Raw genomic sequence first — 22,995 nt, forward strand, 5'->3', positions numbered from 1 at the left:
TGCGTTGAAATCGCGATCGGAAGAACTCTCGCACTTCGCGTTCGAGTTCCTTGATCCGCGCTTGCTCCGCACACGTCACACGGGGAGCCGTCCCGCCGTCGACCTGAGCATGCATACCCAGACGCGCAGCATCTCGGCATGGACTCCCAGTTTCGGGGCAAGCGCCTGGCAAGCGGCATACACCGACGAATACGGTCGACTCTTTCCAGCACCCTCTTCACCGCACGCTCACGCTGCTTGCGGAAAAACCTTGGGTTCTGAGACTTGGCTGAATCCGCGTTTGTGCGCACAAGCAGTGGATAAACCCGGCTTGAAAGCATCTGATGAAGCGGGTCCACCCCTCCCCGTGAGAGGACCGTTCGATGGGTTTTGCAGAGATGCGCCGATTTCGTCGTGATCCGTTGGGTTTCCTCGAGAATCTGCGCCGCGCCAGCCCGGTGGAGGTGTTCAGGCTGCCGTGGGGTGGGTGGTGTGTCGGCGAAACGGGCCTAGCACTGACGGTGTTGAGTGATCGCGCTTTCCATGAGGGGATGTCTGGGTTCTTCGGTTCTATGCTGCCTTCGCGATCTGCTCAGGTCGATTTCGGCCGCGCTGTGCGGGCGATCCTGCGGACGCATATGCCCGAATACCGCGAGGCCCTGGCAGCGGCAGTGGTCGCAATGCCCTCCGTTACCCGCTGGCCTGCGGCTGGGGTCGAGCTGGCGTATCACTGCACCGAGGGCGTGCTGCTGCACTCCGACGGTTCCCCCAGGTTGCGGCAGTTGCTGGAGCGAAACGCACGCGTGGGCGCGCTTCGTCCGGCACGAATGGAGCAGCGGGCTCGCGCGCAGCTGCTGCGCGTCAAGCTATCCACCGCGCTGGCCGAGCAGGTCCGAGACCGGCGCAGGAGCAACTGCCGCACCGCAGAAGCCGAGCCACGGGATCTGCTCGATGCCGTGATCGGTGTCTGTCCGGACGAGGTCACCGACCCCACGGTGGCGCAGCTGTATGTGCTCATGTTCCGGTCCATCGTGGGACCTCTGGGCTACTCGCTCGCGTGGTCAGTGCTGCTGGGCAGTCTGCACTCTCCCGGCTCGCCCTGGTCTTGGCCCGTGGACTGGGTCGTACGTGAGGCATTGCGGCACCGGCCGGTCTCCTGGATGGTCAGCCGTTCCGTCCCCCATCGCACCGAACTCGGCGGGATCGCGTTCCATACCGGCGACCTTCTCTCCGTCAGCCCCTACCTGCTGCATCACGACGAACAACACTGGGATAGACCCGAGGCATTCCAACCCGATCGCTGGGCTCGACCGAGCACACATCGCCCGTATGTGCCCTTCAGCTTCGGCCCCTTCACCTGCGCCGGCGCCGCGGTCGCCCACGAGCTGATCACCGAAGCAGCCACCGCCCTCACCGGCAACGCTTACCTGCGCGTCGTAGGCGGCGGCGATACCCGCCCGATCGTGACCAACGCCGCCATCCCCAGGTCATTCACCCTGCATCACACCCCACAAACCCTGACCGCGCACGACAGAGTCGTAGGAAGGAGGTGACGCCATGATCAAGGCATTGCGGTTCATCCTCACCAACAAGCCGACCCGCTCTTGGAACCCGGCTGATTACGGTTGATCCGGCTACCCGCTGGGTGGCTCGTACACCGACGCACAAAGGTTTACGTGCCACCCAGTCACCTCCCCATTGTGAGCTACCGCCAACCACACCTGCTGCTGCCACAAGAGCAGCGGTGCCTGTTCTTTCCACCAACCCGTCCAGACGGTCCGGATCGAAGTTCTCAGCGCAGTCGTCACAGCGATGCACCGCCTCGAGCCGTCGCCGTCAGAGGTCCGATAACGGCAATTACTAAGAATTTGCTTCATTGTGATCGGAACCGCCTTCTGCTCACCTAATGAGCGCAGCGCGAGTATTAAAATCAGTGGTAAATCTAGGAAGAAGGCAGCCCTTTGGCCCCGGGTCGCCTTTGACTGCCAATAGTTAGCCTGCACCCCGAGTCGCCGACGGCAACCTAGAGTTACGGCCCATGGTGCAGCCAACTCCCTGGCAAACGATCGCGGCGTCACACCAACGGCAGATTAAGACAGCCAGCACAACCAGCCACCCCGAAATCGCCTCTCCCCCACGGCGTATCGACATCCGGGCGATCCTGGCCGCACGGCGGGACGACTGGGGCTATTTGGGCGCCGCGGTCGGGAGCGTACTCACGTTCGTGCTGTTGTTCCGGCCGTGGCTCGCCATTACCGGTGCCGACGGCAAGATCTGCACCAACGCCTTCGGTCGCATCACGGCCACCACGTCCATGGTGGGACTCTGGTCGTCGTCGCCACCGCCCAGCGCGAAGGTCAGCGGACTGTGGGGCGTCCTCGCGGGCGTGGCCGTCGTCGTCACGGTGGCTACCGTCGTGCTGAATCTCCGGGCCCGCACCGAGACGCTGTCCCGACTGGCGGTGGGCTCCACGGTCGCGGTCGCGGTTTTCGTCGTCTTCGCCCTGGTCTACTTCAACGGCAAAGGGAACGACTTGCGGGCCGTGATCGGGTCCGGCCCACCGCGGGACATGGGCACCCAGATCGGTCTGCTCATACGTACGGCCGCGGGCAACGGCCAGTACCCTGTTCCCGGGCTGCGCACAGTGTCATACGCAAGCCCGACTCTCACAACATCGGGGATCGCCGCAGGCACGACGTCGCTGGCATCGGCGGTGGTAGCGGTCGCCCAACTGCTACACGGAAGCAGGCTTGGACCGGCACACCCCCGGACTGCTGACAGGTCACGGCACTCGGCAGTGCCGGCCGCTGTGCGGTCGGACTCCCACTGAATTCGCGCGACGCCGTTTCCCACGGAACCCCCACGGCGCCACCTTCGGGGAGGTGTGATGACACCGGTACCGCCGAACGCCTCTACGACCTCCTTCGCGGCGGACCGCTACAGCAGTGAACACCGCCCTGATCGGTCGGCGCGGTATCGTCACCCTGCGCGCGGGTGAACCTCGGGGCGGCGACTTCACCAACTCTCACGACTTGCCCGGCCAGCGCTTCACCAACTCCTCGACCACGGCCGAATACCATGCAGCACAACCCATCCCGACACATCGAAGAACGAATACATCGACGTGGGACACCGGCTTGATTCCATCGATTTGATAAAAGCAGAACCCGACATTGCGTGGGTTCGGTGCGGACTGCTGTCCCGACCGCAATTAGCGGGGTCTCGCGCACAGCACATTGCGTTGATCATCGTCGACGAACTCACACCGGCTGCGGTCGAGAATCTCTGCAAGTCATCGACGAGTTGCGCAAAACCATGGCTCGCATGCAGGGCGTCCCGGTGACCGAATCGAGACAAGCAAGCCGCGTTACCAAGAAATTTCTGTGTTCTGCGTCACATTAAGTTTAGGAGTAAACTCCCTGCTCGGCGTCGTATCGATGTACTCGACCAGGGCTTTCCAAGATCGGCAATATCTTTCAGTCACTATTTGTTTGCCTCATGTTCACTTGGCGTAACCAAGATGAGATCAGGTCCGGCCGAACCCGAATTCTGGTTGGACGAAGGAGTAGTTCACACACTCGAAAACGACCGCAACGGAATTATATTCACCCGCGGCGGCCGCCGGAGAAACAGCGGCACTACAGCCCGTGACCGCATTCTGCTCCGCATGACAGCGACTCTCGCCGGGCACGACCCGAGCTCACCGCGTCGCGCTGCCAGGAATTCGACCCCTGGCCATCACAACAGAATCCGAAAACAGCACATGAGCCGATACCGGCGAACTCCCCCACTGGACGCCCGCTGTGGATCCGTGCTGTCTCCTGTTGGCCGGATCGCTGCACTAGCAAGGAACTGATTTCGCAATGCCCGATTTACGCCTTTCTCTTTTTCGCCGCATGTCGCTCCGCGACGGAGTCACCCTCGTAGTGACCGCCATCGGCGTCATCGCCGCCGGCACCTGCGCCGCGGTGGCCGACAACGACAGTGTTCCGTCTGGCATTGCGATGGTTGCCGAGCAGCGGCCGGTCGCCGATGCCGCGCCGATAGACGCCCTGGCACTGCCTGCACTGCCTGCACTACCTCCGCTGCCCGCACTGCCGCCTCTGGGCTTCCTTCCTCCGTCGCTACCCCCCGTCTACGAGAACAACCTCGATGGCTGGATCCGCCAGTCCCTCGACATCATGCGCGTCCACAACATCCCGGGCAGCTACGACGGCATCCACCGCAACGTGATGCGCGAATCCGGCGGCGACCCCCGCGCCATCAACCTGTCGGACTCCAACGCCGCCGCCGGCACCCCGTCCAAGGGGCTACTTCAGGTGATCGACCCGACGTTCAACGCGTTCCACGTCGACGGCACCGCATTCGACATCTGGGACCCGGTCGCCAACATCACCGCGGCATGCAACTACGCGGCCCACCGCTACGGCTCGATGGACAACGTCAACTCGGCCTACTAGCGGCTCGCCCGAGACTTTGCCGAACGCTCGGGCGTCAGCCCGAGCGTTCGCTTCTGGTCAACGCTCGCTTTTCGCAGCCGAATTCGTGCGCGATGCGAGGAAGGTCTGCGCGGAGGCGAGGAATCGGCGAGGCTCCTATGCCCAAGCGAGCCGGCCATGGGCACGGTATGGTCCCCGGTGACCTAGGAGGAATGACTGCCCATATGAACTACCAGCACGGCGGGCCAGGTGCCGCACCGGGCGGTTATCCGCCCCCTTATCCCCACCTGCCGGGTCACGCCTATCCGCCACCTCAATCTTCGGCGGGGGGTGGCACCGGAATCGCGGCGGCGCTGCTCGCACTGCTGGATGGCGGATGGAAGATATTCGGTCTCGTCTCGATGGGGACGGGCGGATCACGGACCTTCGACACTCTGGCAGGTCTTGCGCTGGTCAGTGTCGCGGTGACCGGATTTGTTGCGTTTCTGCTCATTCTGGGCGGCGTCCTGCTGCTGTGTCGATTGACCGTCGGCAGAGTGCTGGTGATTGTCGGCAGCGCGCTGAGTTTGATCAACATGGCTGTCGGGCTCGCGATGGTAGGCCTTTTCGGCCTGCTGCCGATAGCCGTCTGCGTGCTGACGCTGGCGACCCTTGTCCTCGCCGCCATCAGTCCGACCGGCCGGTGGATCGCGGTACGTCGTCAATCGACTCCGCCGTACGGCCACCAGCCCCCACCGCCATATGGTCAGCCCTCGTTCCCGCCATACGGCCACCAGCCTCCCCAGCCTCCCCAGCCTTACGGATACCCAGCCGCTCCGCCGCCCGGCCCTCCAGCCCCGCCGTATGGTCAGCCGCCATATCCGAACCGCTGACCCACTGATTCCGAGCACGTTAGGGGTTTTCGCCGGGCGGATTCCAGCACGTCGGCATGCGTGACCAGTGGACTGCTCGGTCTGGCCGTGGGATGTGGTTTCGGTCAGACCGTGTTGTCTCGCAAGGCAGGTAAGTGATCGATCCGGATGCGTGGGTGGTCGACGACGCAGGGAACCGTACCGCCACGCGGCATAGAGTGCGCTGAGGCAGCGCTGGCCTGCCACTGGGTGCAGTGGCAGGCCCCGTCCTCAACCCGCCGCCTTCTTCACGAGCTCGCCGATCCTTGTCTCGTCGGCGGCGGTCAACTTCGTCAGAGCGAAAGCAGTCGGCCACATGGCGCCGTCATCGAGGTTTGCGGTGTCGCTGAAACCGAACGTCGCGTACCGCGATTTGAACTTCTCCGCGCTTTGGAAGAAACAGACGACCTTGCCGTTCTTGGCGTATGCGGGCATGCCGTACCAGAGTTTCGGCGCGAGATCCGGTGCGCTGGCTTTGATGACGGCATGAAGCCGTTCAGCCATGACGCGATCGGACTCCGCCATCTCGGCGATCTTCGCGAGCACGTCTTTCTCCCCGTCCGCCTTGGCCGTGCGGGAGCCGCGACGGGCGGCCGTCTTCAACTCCTGAGCGTGCTCTTTCATCGCGGCACGTTCTTCGTCCGTGAACCCCACCGCGGTTTTGCTCTTCGTGGTGGTACGTGTGGTGGACTTCTGAGCATTCATCAGCCGGTTTCCTCCGTGCAAATCTAGATGGGAACGATCGTGTTGCTAGGGGCACACGCGGATCACTACTGGCGTAGTCGATTGCGCTTCCGCCACGCCGCTGACGCTAGCGGTGACACTCCCCAGAGATGTACACACGCTGGCTGGTCCCAGCGCGGGTGCGGCTCCTTCGAGGACGCTCCCGCCAGTGTGGTGGTGGCAGCGTGGCCCGCCGGCAGCGTGGGGTCGGCCCTCATCGGTCCTGAATCAGCCCGAGGACATTGCCATCGGTGTCGGTCACGGTGGCCACCAGGCGGCCGCCACCGACGTCGTGCGCAGGCTCTTTCACGGTGGCTCCCGCGGCGGTCATCCCGGCCAGCTTCGCCTCGATGTCCGGCACCTGCCAGTAGGCCACCGGTGCGGTCATACTCTGCGGTCCACCAGCCGGCACCAGACCGATGTGTTGGCCCTCGGCCTCGAAGCCGACGTAGTAGGACGAGTCGGTGTGCGGCGGTACGCCGAGCAGGGCGGCGTACACCGCCTTGGCTGTCGCCAGGTCGGACACGGGATGCAGCACGGTCTTGATTCCCTGGGTGGCAGAGCTGGTCATGATCACTCCTGAAGTCGTGGGTCATCGACCCGGTATGTCCGTCTGTCGAGACGAACCGGACGTGTTCACAGCATCTCTCCCGGCGCGGCCTATCCACATCCGTGGCGACCACGGAACCGCCCACTGATCGGGGCACGGATCGCCTACGGGGTGATCTGCACCCGCGACCATCCCGGGCGTTACGCGTTGCGGCTTGCGCGTCGTCCGGTCCACCACAGGAACCAACCGCACAGTATGAGCGCGAAGCAGATACGGCAGAATAGGGCCCATGGCGGCGACGGTGGAGATCTCGGCTCGGGAAGCCGAGGTGCTGGCGCTGGTAGGGGAGCATCTCAGCAACGCCGAAATCGGGGCGCGGCTGTTCATCTCGGTGCGTACCGTGGAAAGTCATGTCTCCTCACTCCTGCGCAAGCTGGACGTTGCGGATCGGAGGGCACTCGCCCAGCGTGCGTCCGAGCTGGCTCGCGCCAACCGGTCGGACCCTGCGCCGGTCCTGCCGACACCCCTGACCTCGTTCATCGGTCGGATGCGGGAGCGGGCCGAGCTGACCGAGATGATCAAAAAGCACCGGCAGGTGACTGCGCTCGGCCCCGGCGGCGTGGGTAAGACCCGGCTCGCGTTGACGATTGCGACGGAGGTAGCCGGCGAGTACTCCGACGGGGTGTGGTTCGTAGACCTGGTACCGATCACCAGCCCCGACACATGCGTGGTCGCTGGTACGGTCGCCCTCGCACTCGGCCTCGGCGAGCAGCCCGGCCGTGGCATGGACGAGTCGGTGCTGGCTGCGCTCGCCGACCGTCACGCGTTGCTTGTGCTGGACAACTGCGAACACGTGCTGGATGGGGTAGCGCCTTTCATCGAACGACTGCTCGAGACGTGCCCTCGTTTGACGGTGCTGGCGACCAGCCGGGCTCGACTGATGGTGCCGTTCGAACGGGTGTACGCGGTCCCGCCGATGTCGTTGGCCGGCGATGGCGAATCGGATGCTGTCGCGTTGTTCATGGACCGCGCGGCGGCGGGCGGCTGGCCGCCGAATCATGCACTGCGTGATCAAGTCGCCGCGTTTTGCGAGCGGCTGGATGGAGTGGCGCTGGCGATCGAGCTGGCCGCCGCCCGGTGGACCACGCTCGGGCTGGATGGTCTCACCGCAGGCCTGTCCGACCAGCTCCGGATGCTTGCCGGCGGCGCCCGCGCCGACGACCGGCACCGTTCGGTGCGGGCAGCGCTGGACTGGAGCCACGCCCTGTTGGAGCCGGAGGATGGAGTGCTCCTGCGCCGGGTGTCGGTGTTTATGAAGTCGTTCACCGTTGCGGCGGCGGCGGAGGTAGTCGGGTCCGAGAAAGGCGTTGTCGCCGACGGATTGGCCAGGCTCGTCGAACAGAGCCTGCTGGTGGTGACGGCGTCCCCGAGCGGAACCGAATACCGTGCGCTGGAAACCATCCGCCAGTACGGGATGGAGCGGCTCACAGAGGCCGGTGAGCTGGTCGACACCCGGTCCCGGCACCTTCGCTGGTGCCTGGCTGAGGCGGCCGACCTGGCGGTGGTACGAGCGAACTGGCGGGCACGATTCGACGCGGTGGCCGACGACTTCCGCGCCGCGATGATGTGGGTGGGCGACCGGCCAGAGCACCGCGCGGATGCGTACCGCTTCGCCCGGTACCTGGCGGAACTGAGTTTCACCCGTCACTTGACCGGCGAGTCCCAATGGCGCTATGAGCAGGCGGCCGCGCTCGCGGATGACCCGGCCGCCACCGCAGCGCTGCTGAGGCACGCCGCGGCCGCGGCCGGATGTCAGATGCGTGGCGACGACATGTACCGCCTCCATCGTGCGGCCGCGGACGCCGCCCACCGAGCCGGGGACACCGCTGGTGCCGCCGCTGACTTGGCGACCGCCGCCACCTGCGCATACCGATTCTGGAGCAGATTCGAACGAATCCCGACCCAGGAGAAGCTGATCGCGCTCATCACCGAGGCGCAGGAGCTGGCCGGCAATGACCCGTCCGCTCAGGCCGCGGTGGCACTAGCCGAGGTCGGTGTGCTCACCAACGCGTTCGGTGCCCCCGACGGCCCACCCGGCAACGCCGAACCGGAGACGCTCGTGCGAGCCCAACGGGCGGTCGAACTCGCTCACCGAACGGGCGACCCGCTCGCCGAGTCCGCGGCCCTCGATGCGCTCACCGGCGCCCAGAGCTGGGCCGGGGACTTATTCGCCGCCGCGGCCACGGCACGGCGCCGGATCGTGCTGCTGTCTTCCACACCGGACACCCCGGCCGGCACCCAAGAGCTGATCGACGCGCTCGGCCAGGCCACTGGGGCCAGCCTCGGCGTGGGGGACCTGCCGGGCGCCCGCCGGTGGGCACGGCAACTCGCGGATCATCCGTTGCTGGCCGAGGTTGGCCATCGTGCGACGAGCCAGCTGCTGGTGGCCGACGCGTTGGCGGGCAACGTCGACGAAGTGCTTACACACAGCGTCCGGTTCCTCGAAGCGTGGCAGCGGGCCGGTAGCCCCGCCGGATCGGTCCTCGGTGCGGCAGTGGCTGGCGTGGAAATGATCCATGGCCTACGCGACGACCGCGGTGCCTGGTGCGAATGGAATGCGGTCCTGAATCAGCTCGGCACACCACCAGGACATGCCTACGGCTACAAGGCGGTCTTCGACGCGATGCTGATGCTCCACAATGGCCAGGCAGTGGAGGCGCTGGAACGGATGGCGCCGGAGCCCGGCGAGGTGTGGAGATGGGTCACGTGGATCTGGCTCCACTGGTATGTGGCGCTGCGCGCCGAAGCCACCGTGCTCGCCGGCAGCTCCGACGCCAGCGACCGCCTTGCCGAGGCCTGGACCATCGTGGCCGGGAACCCCATCGCCGGTGCCATTGTGGAGCGGGCCGAAGCGCTGCTCGCCAAGGACCAGGAGCGGCTGCTCGCCACGGCAGACGCGTTTGACGTCGCCGGTTGCCGCTACCAGTCGGCGCGGACCAGGATGCTCGCCGGCGGCGACCATGCTGCCCGCGGCGCGGCCGCGTTCACCGATCTCGGCCTCGCCCCGATGAGCCCACCTCGGCCCTGGTGAAGATCACGATCAGGAACACCACGGCCAGAATCGGGAATATGATTCGCTCGAACGCGTGCACCAGATTGTGACCGAACACCGCAAACCTTGTCTGCGCCAAGACGACAGGATCAGCACCGCAAGTTTCGGCATCCCGGTCAGTGAGCTGGCGGATCCTCAGGAGGACTCGCCGTAGGGTGCACGGAAGGCCTGGAGCGTGCCGGTGTAGTACTCCAGGTCGTCACCGAGCTGGGCGCGCATGATCCGCTCGGGCTTGTCGCGCCGTACCTGCTCGCCTGCCTGGACCAGAATGCCTGGTCTGGGAGGTGGTTCGCGCCCTCGGACAGAAACTTGATCGCCTCGCCGATCGCCTTTGTGGCGAACTGCCGGTTCAGGTCCAGCACGGGAGTTCTCGAAGATCGTGGCCCCATGCCCGGGATCGTCTGGTCGTCTGGTAGCCGGCCCACCGATCGCCTACCCGGTCGCGGCGCCCCCGCAAGTTCGTAGCCGACCGCGGCGAGAACGAGGGCGTCGGACGGCTGCGGCGTAGCGTCGAACCCGAGTAGCCGGGGGCATGGTGCAGCGATCGTGTCGTTGCGATCGGCTCAGCGTGACCGCTGCTACTGTCGGCCCGATGCGACTCGTGTCGGGTATCGGTGCGGTGCTATTGACCTGTGCGTTTGTGCCGATGCCCGGACTGCCCGCGGTGGCGACCGCGCAGGGCGGGCAGGCGGTCGGAGACGACTGGTCGGCGGTCTCCGAGACGTTCGAGCCCGAGAATTTCCGCGCTGCACCGTATCTCGGCAACGGACGCATCGGCGCGATGATCCCGCCGAGCGGCGGCGGATATCAGGGCTACGGCGCCTCGGTGCGCACATCGTTCCCCTTGGTGCAACCCCGCTACACCGGAACGTATCTCGCGGGTTTCTATGCCAGGCAGTCCGTGTCGTGGAACAACACGGAGGTGATCGCCGCGCTCCCCGCGTGGTCAGGCTTGGCCATCGACGTCGCGGGCCGAACCTACCGGGCCGACGTCGACCCGGCCGCGGTCACGCACTACCGCCAGCGCATGAACTACCGCGATGCCACCGCCACCACCGAAGTCACCTGGACACCCGACGCGGAACACTGGCTGGATCTGACCTACCGGACTTTCGTGTCACGGGCGCAGCCGAACCTCGCGGTCCAGCAGCTGACCGTCACCCCGCACTTCTCGGGGCCGCTCACCGTCACCGACATGATCGACGGGGCCGCCGCGCGCAGGGTCACCCCGACGATGGCGACGTCCGATTCGAACCGGGGACAGACCACGGTCGGCGTGCGCGCCGACGGCACCGACAACACCGCCTTCCTGGTATCCACGGTCACCACCCCTGATGAGCTGGGTGGCACCGCAGTACCCACCAACGGGTCAACGGCTGGAATACGATTCGACGGCACAGTCGCGGCTGGCCGCAGCTATACGGTCACCAAGTACGTGGGAATCACCTCCGGTGCGGACGGCGCGGACCCGCGCGCGATTGCCACCGAGGTCTCCGACTCCAGCGCGGCGCGTGGTTTCGCCGCCATCCACGCCGAACACGCCGCAGCGTGGGATCGTTTGTGGCAGCCCGCCATCGAGATTCCCAGCCGCGACGACTATCGAGACTGGATCCGGCCCGCACTGTATACGGTGCTGTCCAGCATCCGGGCTGGACAGCGGTGGTCCGTGCAGCCAGCGGGGTTGTCCTCGGACGACTACGGAGGCCTGACCTACTGGGACGCTGAGACCTGGATTTTTCCCACCCTGCTCGCGCTTTATCCCGAATTCGCCCGCACCGTGGTGGATTTTCGCGTCGCGGCGCTACCGCAAGCCGAGGCGAACGCGCGCGCCTATGGGCTGACCGGCGCTCTGTACCCCTGGAACGACGGACCGACACAACAATGCGCGTCACCGGCGGTATGCGGACTGGTTCAGGAACATCTGGGGAACGAGATCGCGCTCGCGCAATGGCAGTACTATTCGGCCACCGGCGACGGGCAATGGCTGCGTGACAGCGGCGCGCGGGTGATCACGGCCATCGCGAACTACCAGGCCGCACGAGTCGGTCCGAAGCTGCCCGACGGCCGCTACCACTACGCGCCGGCGGCGGGCGCCGACGAATACGTCTCGGTTTCCGTGGACAGCGCGCTCACCAATGCCGGAGTGATCGCCACGATGCGCACCGCGATGTCGGCGGCCCGGCTGGCCGGACTGCCGGTGAACCCCCGGTGGGCCGACATCGCCGCCCACATGGCGATGCCGCCGGATATCGTCCCGGGGGTGCCCGCCGAGTATCTCGGGTATCAGGGCGCGAAGATCAAGCAGGCCGACACGGTGCTGATCAGCTACCCGTACTCCTATGCTGCACCGGGCTACTCGCCTGAGGCGACTCTGGTGTACTACTTCGACCGCACCGATCCCGACGGCCCCAACATGAGCAACAGCGTGGGTGCGATCCTCAGCGCGCAGTACGACCCTTGCCGCACCCAGCAGTTCCTGGATCGATCGGTGCAACCGTACGTCCGATCACCGTATCGGTTCCAGTCCGAGGCGCGTAGCGACCGGTCGGGTGAAAACACGATCGGTCAATCGGCGTGGATCTTCGTCACAGGTGCGGGCGGATTCCTCCAGGGTTTGCTGTACGGGCCGACCGGGCTGCGGTGGGCCGAGACGGGTCCCCGGCTGGACCCCATGCTGCCCAGCGGATTTCCCGAGGGGATGACAATTCGCGATCTCGCGGTAGGCGATAGCAGGCTGACCTTGCACATCCGACCGGAAGGCACAACGGTGGAAGTCTCTTCGGGCGGTCCGGTTACCGTCGAGACGCCGGGTGGCCCGGCAACCATCCGCCCGGCGGCACCACTGACGTTGCCGACCAGGAGCGCCTGCCCCTGACCCGACGACATCGCACGGGGAACCTCCGATCGTCGGGCCGAGGGCCTACCTCGGTGGTCGACGGTTCGATCTGCCGGATCAACGGGGCCACGTGCCTGAAGCGGGGAGGGTATCCCCCCTGATTCAGTAGACCTTCTGGATCCAATCTTGGTAGTGCGTGGGTGCCAGGTGCGCGTCCGGACCCGCAGTGAGCACATCGCCGGTGACTGCTGCGAACATGCCGGCCTCGTCGTCGGTGATGACGGTCCGGCTGTCGCGCTGCGCGGCCAGGGTGAGCCTGCCGAGCTCGTCGAGGGGGAAGACGTCCGGCCCGGCGACGTTCCGAATCCCTCGCAGCGGGGTGCCGGTGGACACCTCGGCGACCGCGTCGACGACGTCCGCGGCGGCGATCGGCTGCAGGCGGGTGGCGGGCAGGCGGACGGTGTCGCCGTCGGAAGTCTCGGACAAGACCGCGTCCACGAACTCGAAGAACTGGGTGGCGCGCACGATGGAGTACGGCGTGGGCCCCTGCCGGAGCAACTCCTCCTGCAGGGTCTTGGCCCGGTAGTAGTCCAGCTGGGGCACCTGGTCCACTCCGACGATCGAGAGGATCACCTGGTGCCGGACACCGGCCCTGGCCCCCGCGGCAAGCAGGTTGTTCATCGAGGTGCGGAAGAAGTCCAGAGACGCCTCGTCGAAGGTCGGCGAGTTCGCCACGTTGACCACGACGTCGGCGTCCCCCAGCGCCTGGTCCAGACCCTTTCCCGTGATCAGGTCGACACCGGTGGACGGTGCGGCGGGGACGGCGGCGTGTCCGGCCGCGGTCAGCTTCTGAACCACCTGCGAGCCGATCCGTCCGGTACCGCCGATGACTATGAGCTTCATGGTTCTCACCTTTCGCGGCGTGCCACCTGGGCATGCCCGGGAGGTCGATTGCACTGATGTCCGAGGTTGGTGTTCCCTTCGGCGGCCCGAGCCGATTCAGGCCCTCCCGCGGCCGTGGGCACGATATGTCGACTACCTTCCGCGTTTCCAGCATCCCACCAGCAAACCGATGGTGGGATGCGTCTGGACGATGTCGATGAATTCGAGCCCTGCGGCGTCATGCCGGCTTTCCTACATCCGAGTCCGCGCGCGGATCGACGCCCACTACCGACACCGACAAACCGCCGACCCCGCGGCGACACTGTTCGGGTAGGAATCGGCTCGCGCGCATCATAATCCACTGTCCGCACCCGTTCGCTGACAGCCATGGCCCCCGCCGCAGCCCGCAATTGACCCAATGCGACCGGGCTGAAATCGTGGCGCTCACGATCGCTTCACCGCGCACTGCCGGTGAATCCTTCATCCCGCAAGACCGCCGAAGAAATCCTCTACTGCTTCGCGATGCCCAGGCCACTGAACCTGACCGGCGGGCCCTGCGGCGGGAATACCATGCGCGTTCCGCTAATCGGACCGATGTCTTGCTGCTGAACGCCGATGGCGAGTTAATTAGCTTGTCGGGGACGGCCGGGAAAAACTACCCGGGCCATGTGGGCCGTACCCGAGGGCGGAATCTGCCGAGGTGGGGCCTTCGACATCAGTCTATTGAAGGGATCATCATGAGTAAGAAGTTGCGGGCAACGGCAGCAGCCGTAGCGATGGCTCCGGTAATCGCCATGGGGTCGGGTATGGCCTCCGCCGAACCGGCACCGGCACCGGCACCGGCGCCAGCACCGGTATCGAGCGAAGCGGTCCAGCCGGCCGCGTTGTGGTTCCTCTTTCCGTGGAGTCTCGGGATTTGTATTCCCACGCTAATTTTCTATCCCGTCTGCGTGGTATAAGCCATAGGTAGGGGTTTGTGTTGCAGCATGGCCTACAACACCGATCCTCCCGAGCTGCTCGGTGGATCGGGTGGTGCACTGGGGGTGTGAATGTCGGCGGTTGATGTCGCACACTATTGATATGCCAGCGGTGCACTCACCCGTCAACGACCGCAAAAGCGAGCGCGGGGTGCTCGAGCGGGCGTTTACGGTGTTGGAGGTGCTGAGTGGTGCGGACCGTGGCCTCGGACTGAGCGAGTTGGCGCGGGAAGCCGGTCTTGCCAAGACCACCGCCCACCGCATCGCGGATCACTTGGTCGCGGTCGGCGCCGTCGAGCGGATCGACCATCGCTACTTCATGGGCTCGCTCACCGCTCGATTGGGTCGCTCCTGGCAACCGGATCCCGTCCTCGGCCGGGCAGCCGCCGATCCGGTGCGAGCATTGATCGGTTCGGCGGATGCCGTGGGTGTGTATGTGCTGTATTCCGGACAGGGGCGTCTGGTGACGGCCGCCGCCCGGGGAGATCGCTGCTGGTTGCTTCCTCCGGATCTGAATGCCGTCTACACCCCACTGGCTGCCGCCTGGTACTCCCTCATGGTGTCCGGCGATGTGTGGGGTCCCAGGGCGCAGTTGTCCGCATCGCAGTGGCGGCAAATCGTACGCAGTGTGCGCGATCGAGGTTTCGTCATTTCCGATCATTCCGACGGCGCAGTCGGAATGAGCTGTGTCGCAGCGCCGTTGCGCAGCACCGACGGACACCTACCCGCGACCATCACCGGGCTGGTGCTGGCCCCCCAGCCCCCGCCGGGTTTGACCGACCTTGTCAGGTCCGCGGCGGACCGGATCGACCATTGCCTCCGCCATTTCCCGCCGGGCAATGGTGCGGGGACTCGCATACCTCGCGATTCCTCGGTCGACAACCGAACAGACCGCTGATTCGGTATCGAGCGACACCAGCGTGGCTCTCGTGCCCGAGAGGTCGGCCGCCGCTTCGTCACGGGGTCATGCTTTCCTGCTAGCAGCAGCGGCAGAACATTCCCGGCGGACGTCTTATCGCGTGCCGGCCCCCCTCCGCGCCCCTGTCGCCTCCCCTTCTTTCCGTCTGAATGTGGCATTCAGCAAATGCGTTCGAGTGAATGCCACTTTCAGACGGTTCAGGAAGGGGGCGAGGGGGCGGGGATCGATGTCGTGGAGTGCCTCGGTCAGCAAGCGGATGGGTTCGGTGCACGAGTCGTAGCGGGCACTGGGATCTTTTGCGAGCGACCGATGCAGGATCGCGTCGACCTCGGGCGGGATCCAGTGTTGGCGCTCAGAGATCTTGGGTGGTGGATCCTGCAGTTGGGCCTCCGCAGTGGCCATGAGGTCGGCGCGGGAGAACGGCGGCCGGCCGGTGAGCAGGTCGATGGCCGAGCAAGCCAACACGTACTGGTCCGTCGCCGGGGACACCGTGCCCGCCTGCAGCAGTTCCGGCGCGGCATACGGCACCGACACGACGACGAAACCGTTGGTGGCCAGGGGCGGTTCGGGCCGCTCGAGCCACCGGGCCTGATCGAAGTCCGAGATTTTCACTGTCGCGGGGTCGTCCGCGCCGATCAACACATTCGCCGGTTTCACGTCGAGATGGACCACACCGTTTGCGTGCGCGAAATCCAATCCTGCCGCGACCTGAGTCAGCACGTGGAGCACCTGCCGCAGATCCGGGTGCTGGTGCGGCCTCCGCACCAACGTCGACACCGTCGCGCCTGCCACATACTCGCGCGCCGACCACAGCCTGCCGTCGTTTTCGCCGTGCGTGTACATCCGCACGATGTTGGGGTGTCGTAGCGCCGACAAGATGTCGAACTCGTGCACAAATCGCGCCCGCGCCTCGGGTGACCGGCTGTCTTCCGGCCCCAGAATCTTCAGTGACACAGGCCGCGACCGTTCCGGATCCTCGGCCAGATACACTTCGCTGCTGCCGCCATGGCCCAGCCGGGCCTTCACAACAAATCCCGCAAACTGGTGACCTGGCTCGAGTACCACCGCCTCACCATAGTTCGCCGGTGTCCGCTGCGTGCGGATGTCCACTACTTCCGGAAGGGTATTCGCCCGGACCACATTTCGGTATGTGCTCACTCAGCTGGCCGCGAGAATGTCCTGGATTGCCGGCAGAGCGGCGTTGGCCGGCATAGCGGGGCCATAGAGACTCCTGAATTGCGTTGTAATCGAAGCCACTTCGTGGTCGACGAGGGCGTGGTACTGCTGGAGGGCACCGCCGCGCGCTCGATCTCCACAATTCGGTGGCGGCGGCTTCGGCGCCCGGCGCCGTCCCAGCCCTGGGGTATCGCTGCTAGCCGCTCGTGGCAGTCCATCGTCGTCGGTGATCATGATCGCCGAACATGCTCGGCGAGAAAGCGTTCGAGGCATCGCGTGACTTCCTGGGGCGTCTCGCCTTCGGCGATTCCTCGCGGTGCCTGCCGCATCTGGCACCACAATCTGATCGGATCCACGGTCGCCCAGTCACTGATGGCGTGCGACCCACTGACCAGGCTTCGGCGTTGCTCGTCCAGGCCACTGCCCCGAATGACTGGCCGTGCGCCAATAGCATCGTCTACCTTCTGGGGAGGCGAGCCAGATCTGAGTGGATCGTGATCGAGCGCATCGCCGAACCGGCGGCTGGCTTCACTCCGCCATAACGTCCAGGGATCTATTCAGCAAGGAGCTGCAAGTGCGTCTCGACGGCACGGAATTCACCGCCGACCGGCCCGGTCGGTATCTCACTGCGAACGGCGTGGTGATTGCCGCCCCATCCAGGCCGCATCCGGCCTGTGCGCGGGTAGTTCAGACCGTCGATTGCGCCGACCGCGGGCACCGGCGGGCGGTGGCGCGATGACGGAACTTGACGGCAAGCGGGTGGTGATCACCGGCGCGGCGCGCGGCATCGGTCTCGCCACCGCGCGCGGCGCGATCGCGCGGGGCGCCCGGGTGGCACTGCTCGATCGAGATGAACTCGAGCTGAAGCAAGTGGTGACGGAACTCGGTGCCGCAGCTTCGGCTTTCGTCGCCGATGTCACCGATCCTGAGGGACTGTCGGCGGCTGTCGCGGCGGCCGCGGCCGAGCTCGGTGGAATCGACGTGGTTGTCGCCAATGCCGGAGTGGCGCCGAAGATGGCAACCGTCGCAGGCACCAGCCTCGCCGAGTTCGACCGGGTGATCGGCGTAAATTTGCGCGGGGCGTGGAATACGGTGCAGGCCGGTTTGCCGCACCTGGGCGCAAGCCGCGGCCGACTGGTCGTGGTCGCCTCGGTGTACTCGTTCGTCAACGGCGTGCTCGGCGCACCATACGCGGTCAGCAAGGCCGGTGTCGAAGCGCTCGCGCGCACGCTGCGTGTCGAACTATCGGTGGCCGGGATCGGCGTCACCACAGCGTATTTCGGCTTCGTCGATACCGACCTGGTGAACGGCACCAAGGTAGGTGACCCGCTGTTCGAGAAGACTGAAAAACTGTTCCCGCGCATGCTCACCAAGCGCATCAGCCCCGACCGGGCTGCCAAGGAAATCTTGAGGGCGGTAGAACGCAACCGCACCCGAGTGGTGGCCCCCGCCCTGTGGCGCCCCCTGGACTGGCTGCGTGGCATTGTCGGTCCGCTCGGCGACATTGTTCTCGCCCGCGCCGGAAAACTGCGGGACATTCTGGTCCAAGTGCGCGCCCGCGAAATCTCGTCCCCAGACGAGCCCTGAGCGCTATCGGGCCGGTGTCGGTGCGGCTGCCATGCCTGCGCTCGGCCCCGTCGACGTCGTGGTTTGAGCTTGGTTCACTTGGCGGGCAGCTTCGCCCCAATACTTCTTCCCGATCCCGCTCCCAGTCTGGTCGAGAAGAAGACGGTTCACGAGGTAATCGCGTGGAATAGCCAGTCATATGTCAGCGCCCAGATGACGATGGAGCAACGCATGGACCACGAGAGCGAACGTACGCCGCGGCTCACGGCGTTCCCGCGCATCGACGACTACGGTTTCATCTCCGACTGCGAGGTCAGCGCCCTTATCGCCCCCAACGGGGCGATCGAGTGGATGTGTCTACCCCGTATGGACTCCCCCAGTGTCTTCTCGGCCATACTCGATCGTTCCGCCGGGTCGTTTCGGTTCGCTCCCGACGGTTTCGTGGTGCCCACTGATCGCCGCTACATCCCGGGCACGATGGTCATGGAGACGAGCTGGCGCAGCGGCGAAGGGTGGGCGACGGTGCGCGATGTGCTGCTGGTCGGGCCCTGGCGGCACCAAAAACCCGGCCGTAGCGCACATCGTCGGACCCCCACCGACTACGACGCCGAGCATATTCTGCTGCGGACGGTGCACTGTGAGACCGGACAGATCCAGTTCGGGCTCGATTGCCAGCCGGCCTTCGATTACGGCAGGCATCGCGCGCATTGGGAATACCTCGACAGCTACCACCTCGCGCAGGCCAGCGCTGACGGGATCGATCTGCGGCTGACGTTGAGCACCGACATGCGCTTGGGCCTGGAAGGTACGCACGCGGTTGCCCGCACCCTGCTCAAGACGGGCGACACACGCTTCTGCGCGCTCTCCTGGGGCAGTCGCGACGCCCCCCATGCCGTTGACGAGGCCGAGGAACGGCTGCTGCGGACGATCCACCATTGGCGGCACTGGCTGGCCGGCGGCCGATTTCCGGACCATCCGTGGACGGCCCAGCTCACCCGCAGTGCGTTGACCCTCAAGGGTCTGACTTTTGCGCCTACCGGTGCCATCGCTGCCGCCGCCACCACGTCATTGCCGGAAACACCAGGCGGGCAACGCAATTGGGACTATCGATTCTCGTGGATCCGCGATTCCGCCTTCGCGCTGTGGGGTCTGTATACATTGGGCTTCAGCTGGGAGGCGAACGACTTCTTCTCGTACATCCTCGACTTGGCCGAAGAAACTTCGGACATGCAGATCGTGTACGGCATCGGCGGCGAAACCGACCTCACTGAGCAGACTCTCACCCATCTGCGTGGCTACGACAATGCCGGCCCCGTGCGCATCGGCAACAACGCATACCGGCAACGCCAGCACGATGTGTGGGGCGCGGCGCTGGACTCGGTCTATCTGTACGCCCGACACCAAGATCAAATCGACGCGCGGGCGTGGCCGCTGTTGGGTCGGGCGGTCAAAAGCGCCCTCACCTGCTGGCGCGAGCCCGACCATGGCATCTGGGAAGTTCGCGGGAAGCCCCAACACTTCACCTCCAGCAAAGTCATGTGTTGGGTCGCCGCCGATCGCGGCGCCCGGCTGGCCCGCATCCACCAGGACTTCGAACGTGCGCATCGCTGGCAACAGGCCGCCGAGGAAATCCACGCCGACATATGTACGCATGCGGTCGACTCCCGACAGGTGTTCACCCAGTACTACGGCAGCACGGCGCTGGACGCTTCGACGCTGCTCATCCCACTGGTTCGTTTCCTGCCCCCCGACGACGATCGGGTACGCAACACAGTGCTGGCCATCGCCGACGAACTGACCGAAGACGGCCTCGTCCTGCGATACCGCGTCGATGAAACCGACGACGGATTGGCCGGGGAAGAAGGCGCTTTCACGATCTGCTCGTTCTGGCTGGTCTCGGCGCTGTCGGAGATCGGCGAAAAGAAACGAGCCAAACAGCTGTGCGAAAAACTGCTTGCCTACGCCAGCCCCATGGGCCTCTACGCCGAGGAAATCGACCCTCGAACCGGTCGGCACTGGGGCAACTACCCCCAAGCGTTCACCCACCTTGCCCTGATCAACGCCGTTATGCACGTCATCCGAGACGAACAAGCCACACTGCGGCAGGAACTCGGCGGGGAATCGATAGCCCCACGACTGGACGACGCACCGTTCACACTGGGATACATCCACCGCTGACCTCGACCTTGACGATTACAGGGCGCTTCTTCCGAAATTTGCGTTGACCGAGGCAGACGCCGCGGCAGTCGCAGACCGAGGAGGAAACCCCTGATTGTCTGTGGCTGGGCCAACCACGGTTCAGCGGACTTCTCCCTGCACGTCATCGACCAGGTAACGGACGCTGGCGTAATCGCTGCCGGACCTGCCGGACAGTTCCGCCACCAGCCGCCACCGCCACGGATGGTCGGCCAGTTGCGCGAACGCCGGGACGGCTTGACGCGGTGGCTCCACGACCAGAGGATTGCGCCAGATACATCAAGCGGATTTGATCGAACCGGCCGGACTCGGGTGGGCGATAGGAGCAGGGTGTCCAGGAGATCGCCGATGAATGTGCCAGACGAGCTGCAGCGGAGTCTGGGGGTGAGCGATGCGGTTGTGATCGGGCTCGGCTCCATGATCGGAGCGGGAATCTTCGCGGCCCTGGCACCGGCGGCGCGCGCGGCGGGGTCGGGACTGTTGTTCGGACTTGCGGTAGCGGCGGTGGTGGCGTACTGCAACGCGACTTCGTCAGCGCGATTGGCCGCACGCTACCCGACCTCGGGAGGTGCGTATGTGTACGGCCGCGAACGGCTCGGCGAATTCTGGGGGTACCTGGCGGGGTGGAGTTTCGTAGTCGGTAAGACCGCATCGTGCGCGGCCATGGCGTTGACCGTCGGCACGTACGCCTGGCCCGAGCGTGCGCACGCCGTCGCCGTAGCGGCAGTCGTCGCGTTGACGGCGGTCAACTTTCGCGGCGTCCGGAAATCCGCGGTGCTGACGCGGGTGATCGTGGGAATTGTGCTGGCGGTGCTCGGCGTTGTGGTGGCGGCGGCACTCACCTCCCCCAACACCGATTCCGCACGGCTGGCGTTAGGTTCCGACGTCACCGTCGGCGGGGTCCTGCAGGCGGCAGGTCTACTGTTCTTCGCCTTCGCCGGATACGCGCGGATCGCCACCCTCGGTGAGGAAGTTCGTGATCCCGCGCACACGATCCCGCGCGCGATCCCGCTCGCCCTCGGCATCACCCTGCTCGTGTACGCGGTCGTCGCCGCAGCGGCGCTCACAGTCCTGGGACCAGGGCTGTCCGCGGCAGCGGCGCCGCTGTCACGTCTCGTACAGGAGGCAGGTGCGGGCTGGCTCGAGCCGGTGGTGCGGGCCGGAGCCGTGGTCGCCGCGCTGGGTTCGCTGCTGGCGCTGATCCTTGGTGTGTCGCGTACGACCTTGGCCATGGCCCGTGACCGTCACCTGCCCCACGTGTTGGCGGCAGTGCATCCACGTTTCGCGGTGCCGTACCGCGCCGAGATCGCCGTCGGTGGGATCGTGGCCGTCGCCGCGGCGATCACCGACGTCCGTGCCGCGATCGGGTTTTCGTCCTTCGGTGTGCTGCTCTACTACGCCGTCGCCAACGCGGCCGCGTGGACGTTGACGCCGGCCGAGGGACGGCCCGCCCCGGTCATCCCGGTGCTTGGGCTGGCGGGATGCCTCGTTCTGGCGTTCACGCTGCCGGGGCGGTCGGTGCTGGCCGGGCTCGCGGTGCTGGCCGTGGGCGCCGTGGTCTACGCCGCACGCCGCCGCTTCACTTCCGCTGCCACCACAGCACCGAAAGACCGGCAGTAGCGTGCCCACGATCGGAAGGGGTGTCATATGTCCGACCACAACACTTGGCTGGCTCGGCTGACCGCGACGACGGCGCCGGCTGCGGTGATCTGGATCCGCCTCTCCGTGGGAGCGGTGTTCTTCTTCGAGGGCATCCAGAAGTTCCTCTACCCCGGCACGCTGGGCACCGGGCGGTTCGACAAGGCCGGTATCCCCGCGTCAGGATTCTTCGCCCCCGTAGACGGGGTCTTCGAAATTGCCTGCGGCGCAGCGATCCTGGCCGGTTTGTGCACTCGGCTAGCAGCGATCCCGATGATCGTGAACATGCTCGGCGCACTGCTGATCACGAAATTGCCCATCTTGTGGGGCGACGCGGCACTGTTCGCCGGCAAATCCGGATGGTGGGACCTCATCCACGAATCCCGCACAGACCTCGCCCAGCTGTGCGGCAGCGTATTCCTGCTCAGCGTTGGCGCGGGCCCGTGGTCCTTGGACGCCCGCCTCGAGGCAGGAATCGATGAGTGAGTGGCCGACCGGCCGGGCTCGCCGGCGCGCCGGGCAAGGGGCCGACCGGCTCGCGAGTGGTCACTGGATGGGTTGCGCCTCGGCCGGGGCGCGGCAGTAGTCGAACCAGTCCGCAGCAGACGACGGTAGTGGTGGCGACCACGGCGAGGCTGGTGGCCGTACCGCCGGAGGTATGGAAGTAGACGGTGGTGACAGCGGCGGCGCCGATGCTGTTGGCCACCTGCTGCACCGCGGTCAGGGAGCCGCTGGCACTACCGGCTTCGGCGGCCGCGATATCGCCGAGTGTCACCTGGTAGATGGTGCCGAAGCACATGCCGAGCCCGAGGCCGGTGAGGAAGATCGGGCCGACGATGGTCCACGGTGTGGGATCGGTGCCGACGACCAGGGCCAGCAATGCGACTGTCCCGGTGAGGGTGAGTACCAGCCCGATCAGGACGAGATCGCGACCGAGGCGTTCCAGCAGCTGATGTGCCGCGATCGAGGCGATGATGATACCCACCGACAGCGGGGGCAGACCGAGCGCAGCCTGGGCCGGAGTCCGGTGCAGCTCCTGCTGAAGAAACAGTGTCAGGACGAAAACCAGCCCGGATGTCGCCGCAAGTGCTGTCGGCAGTACGCGAGTGCCA

General features: G+C 65.8%; 17 protein-coding genes. 11 read left to right on the top strand and 6 right to left on the bottom strand.

Features of this window, described 5'->3' with window-relative positions:
• Positions 1-362: 362 nt before the first annotated feature.
• From AB0H00_RS11670 to AB0H00_RS11685, 4 genes are all read left to right on the top strand, one after another.
• Positions 363-1,532, top strand: a complete 1,170-nt coding sequence (locus tag AB0H00_RS11670) for a cytochrome P450 (protein ID WP_357264679.1) — start codon at positions 363-365, stop codon at positions 1,530-1,532.
• A gap of 485 nt (positions 1,533-2,017) precedes the next feature.
• A complete protein-coding gene (locus AB0H00_RS11675) occupies positions 2,018-2,809 on the top strand; it encodes a hypothetical protein (protein WP_357264682.1) in 792 nt (263 codons plus the stop codon).
• Between the two features lie 1,066 nt (positions 2,810-3,875).
• A complete protein-coding gene (locus AB0H00_RS11680) occupies positions 3,876-4,439 on the top strand; it encodes a transglycosylase SLT domain-containing protein (protein ID WP_357264685.1) in 564 nt (187 codons plus the stop codon).
• 191 nt (positions 4,440-4,630) lie between these two features.
• Positions 4,631-5,290 carry a hypothetical protein gene (locus tag AB0H00_RS11685; RefSeq protein ID WP_357264688.1) on the top strand — a complete coding sequence of 220 codons (660 nt, stop codon included), beginning with the start codon at positions 4,631-4,633 and terminating at the stop codon, positions 5,288-5,290.
• 249 nt (positions 5,291-5,539) lie between these two features.
• On the opposite strand, the gene AB0H00_RS11690 is transcribed toward AB0H00_RS11685, so the two are convergent.
• On the bottom strand, positions 5,540-6,013 hold the full coding sequence (locus tag AB0H00_RS11690; RefSeq protein WP_357264691.1) for a DUF1801 domain-containing protein: 474 nt from the start codon (positions 6,011-6,013) through the stop codon (positions 5,540-5,542).
• Positions 6,014-6,245: 232 nt separating this feature from the next.
• Positions 6,246-6,602, bottom strand: a complete 357-nt coding sequence (locus AB0H00_RS11695) for a VOC family protein (protein ID WP_357264694.1) — start codon at positions 6,600-6,602, stop codon at positions 6,246-6,248.
• 268 nt (positions 6,603-6,870) lie between these two features.
• On the opposite strand from AB0H00_RS11695, the gene AB0H00_RS11700 reads away from it, so the two are divergent.
• Entirely contained in the window at positions 6,871-9,672 is a 2,802-nt protein-coding gene (locus tag AB0H00_RS11700) for a LuxR C-terminal-related transcriptional regulator (protein WP_357264696.1), read from the top strand.
• Between the two features lie 613 nt (positions 9,673-10,285).
• The gene (locus AB0H00_RS11705) at positions 10,286-12,568 is read left to right on the top strand and encodes a glycosyl hydrolase family 65 protein (RefSeq protein WP_357264699.1); all 2,283 of its coding nucleotides are present in this window, start codon (positions 10,286-10,288) and stop codon (positions 12,566-12,568) included.
• A gap of 123 nt (positions 12,569-12,691) precedes the next feature.
• On the opposite strand, the gene AB0H00_RS11710 is transcribed toward AB0H00_RS11705, so the two are convergent.
• Positions 12,692-13,432 (bottom strand): NAD(P)H-binding protein, encoded by a 741-nt coding sequence (locus AB0H00_RS11710; protein ID WP_357264701.1) that lies wholly within the window; start codon positions 13,430-13,432, stop codon positions 12,692-12,694.
• A 1,059-nt stretch (positions 13,433-14,491) separates the two neighbouring features.
• Between AB0H00_RS11710 and AB0H00_RS11715 the strand changes: the two genes are divergently transcribed.
• On the top strand, positions 14,492-15,286 hold the full coding sequence (locus AB0H00_RS11715) for a helix-turn-helix domain-containing protein (protein ID WP_357264704.1): 795 nt from the start codon (positions 14,492-14,494) through the stop codon (positions 15,284-15,286).
• A 114-nt stretch (positions 15,287-15,400) separates the two neighbouring features.
• Here AB0H00_RS11715 and AB0H00_RS11720 read toward each other — a convergent pair whose 3' ends face one another.
• Positions 15,401-16,465, bottom strand: a complete 1,065-nt coding sequence (locus tag AB0H00_RS11720) for a serine/threonine-protein kinase (protein ID WP_357264707.1) — start codon at positions 16,463-16,465, stop codon at positions 15,401-15,403.
• Positions 16,466-17,218: 753 nt separating this feature from the next.
• Here AB0H00_RS11720 and AB0H00_RS11725 point away from each other — a divergent pair.
• Both AB0H00_RS11725 and AB0H00_RS11730 read left to right on the top strand, forming a co-directional pair.
• On the top strand, positions 17,219-18,070 hold the full coding sequence (locus tag AB0H00_RS11725) for an SDR family NAD(P)-dependent oxidoreductase (protein WP_357264710.1): 852 nt from the start codon (positions 17,219-17,221) through the stop codon (positions 18,068-18,070).
• A 210-nt stretch (positions 18,071-18,280) separates the two neighbouring features.
• The gene (locus AB0H00_RS11730) at positions 18,281-20,227 is read left to right on the top strand and encodes a glycoside hydrolase family 15 protein (RefSeq protein WP_357264713.1); all 1,947 of its coding nucleotides are present in this window, start codon (positions 18,281-18,283) and stop codon (positions 20,225-20,227) included.
• Positions 20,228-20,347: 120 nt separating this feature from the next.
• Here AB0H00_RS11730 and AB0H00_RS11735 read toward each other — a convergent pair whose 3' ends face one another.
• Positions 20,348-20,500, bottom strand: coding sequence for a hypothetical protein (locus AB0H00_RS11735; protein ID WP_357264716.1), 153 nt, complete (start codon positions 20,498-20,500; stop codon positions 20,348-20,350).
• A 93-nt stretch (positions 20,501-20,593) separates the two neighbouring features.
• Here AB0H00_RS11735 and AB0H00_RS11740 point away from each other — a divergent pair, with 93 nt between their 5' ends.
• Both AB0H00_RS11740 and AB0H00_RS11745 read left to right on the top strand, forming a co-directional pair.
• Entirely contained in the window at positions 20,594-21,865 is a 1,272-nt protein-coding gene (locus AB0H00_RS11740) for an APC family permease (protein ID WP_357264719.1), read from the top strand.
• 27 nt (positions 21,866-21,892) lie between these two features.
• Entirely contained in the window at positions 21,893-22,369 is a 477-nt protein-coding gene (locus tag AB0H00_RS11745) for a DoxX family protein (protein WP_357264722.1), read from the top strand.
• On the opposite strand, the gene AB0H00_RS11750 is transcribed toward AB0H00_RS11745, so the two are convergent.
• On the bottom strand, positions 22,308-22,982 hold the full coding sequence (locus tag AB0H00_RS11750; RefSeq protein ID WP_357265088.1) for an MFS transporter: 675 nt from the start codon (positions 22,980-22,982) through the stop codon (positions 22,308-22,310). The genes AB0H00_RS11745 and AB0H00_RS11750 overlap by 62 nt on opposite strands.
• Positions 22,983-22,995: the final 13 nt, after the last annotated feature.

The organism is Nocardia sp. NPDC023852 (genome assembly GCF_040639505.1).
Taxonomy (GTDB): Bacteria; Actinomycetota; Actinomycetes; order Mycobacteriales; family Mycobacteriaceae; genus Nocardia.

Bases quoted from the DNA above. Each gene is read 5' to 3' on its own strand.
- AB0H00_RS11670 (WP_357264679.1), top strand. From the start codon at position 363: ATGGGTTTTGCAGAGATGCGCCGATTTCGTCGTGATCCGTTGGGTTTC.
- AB0H00_RS11675 (WP_357264682.1), top strand. From the start codon at position 2,018: ATGGTGCAGCCAACTCCCTGGCAAACGATCGCGGCGTCACACCAACGG.
- AB0H00_RS11680 (WP_357264685.1), top strand. From the start codon at position 3,876: ATGTCGCTCCGCGACGGAGTCACCCTCGTAGTGACCGCCATCGGCGTC.
- AB0H00_RS11685 (WP_357264688.1), top strand. From the start codon at position 4,631: ATGACTGCCCATATGAACTACCAGCACGGCGGGCCAGGTGCCGCACCG.
- AB0H00_RS11690 (WP_357264691.1), bottom strand. From the start codon at position 6,013: ATGAATGCTCAGAAGTCCACCACACGTACCACCACGAAGAGCAAAACC.
- AB0H00_RS11695 (WP_357264694.1), bottom strand. From the start codon at position 6,602: ATGACCAGCTCTGCCACCCAGGGAATCAAGACCGTGCTGCATCCCGTG.
- AB0H00_RS11700 (WP_357264696.1), top strand. From the start codon at position 6,871: ATGGCGGCGACGGTGGAGATCTCGGCTCGGGAAGCCGAGGTGCTGGCG.
- AB0H00_RS11705 (WP_357264699.1), top strand. From the start codon at position 10,286: ATGCGACTCGTGTCGGGTATCGGTGCGGTGCTATTGACCTGTGCGTTT.
- AB0H00_RS11710 (WP_357264701.1), bottom strand. From the start codon at position 13,432: ATGAAGCTCATAGTCATCGGCGGTACCGGACGGATCGGCTCGCAGGTG.
- AB0H00_RS11715 (WP_357264704.1), top strand. From the start codon at position 14,492: ATGCCAGCGGTGCACTCACCCGTCAACGACCGCAAAAGCGAGCGCGGG.
- AB0H00_RS11725 (WP_357264710.1), top strand. From the start codon at position 17,219: ATGACGGAACTTGACGGCAAGCGGGTGGTGATCACCGGCGCGGCGCGC.
- AB0H00_RS11730 (WP_357264713.1), top strand. From the start codon at position 18,281: ATGGACCACGAGAGCGAACGTACGCCGCGGCTCACGGCGTTCCCGCGC.
- AB0H00_RS11740 (WP_357264719.1), top strand. From the start codon at position 20,594: ATGAATGTGCCAGACGAGCTGCAGCGGAGTCTGGGGGTGAGCGATGCG.
- AB0H00_RS11745 (WP_357264722.1), top strand. From the start codon at position 21,893: ATGTCCGACCACAACACTTGGCTGGCTCGGCTGACCGCGACGACGGCG.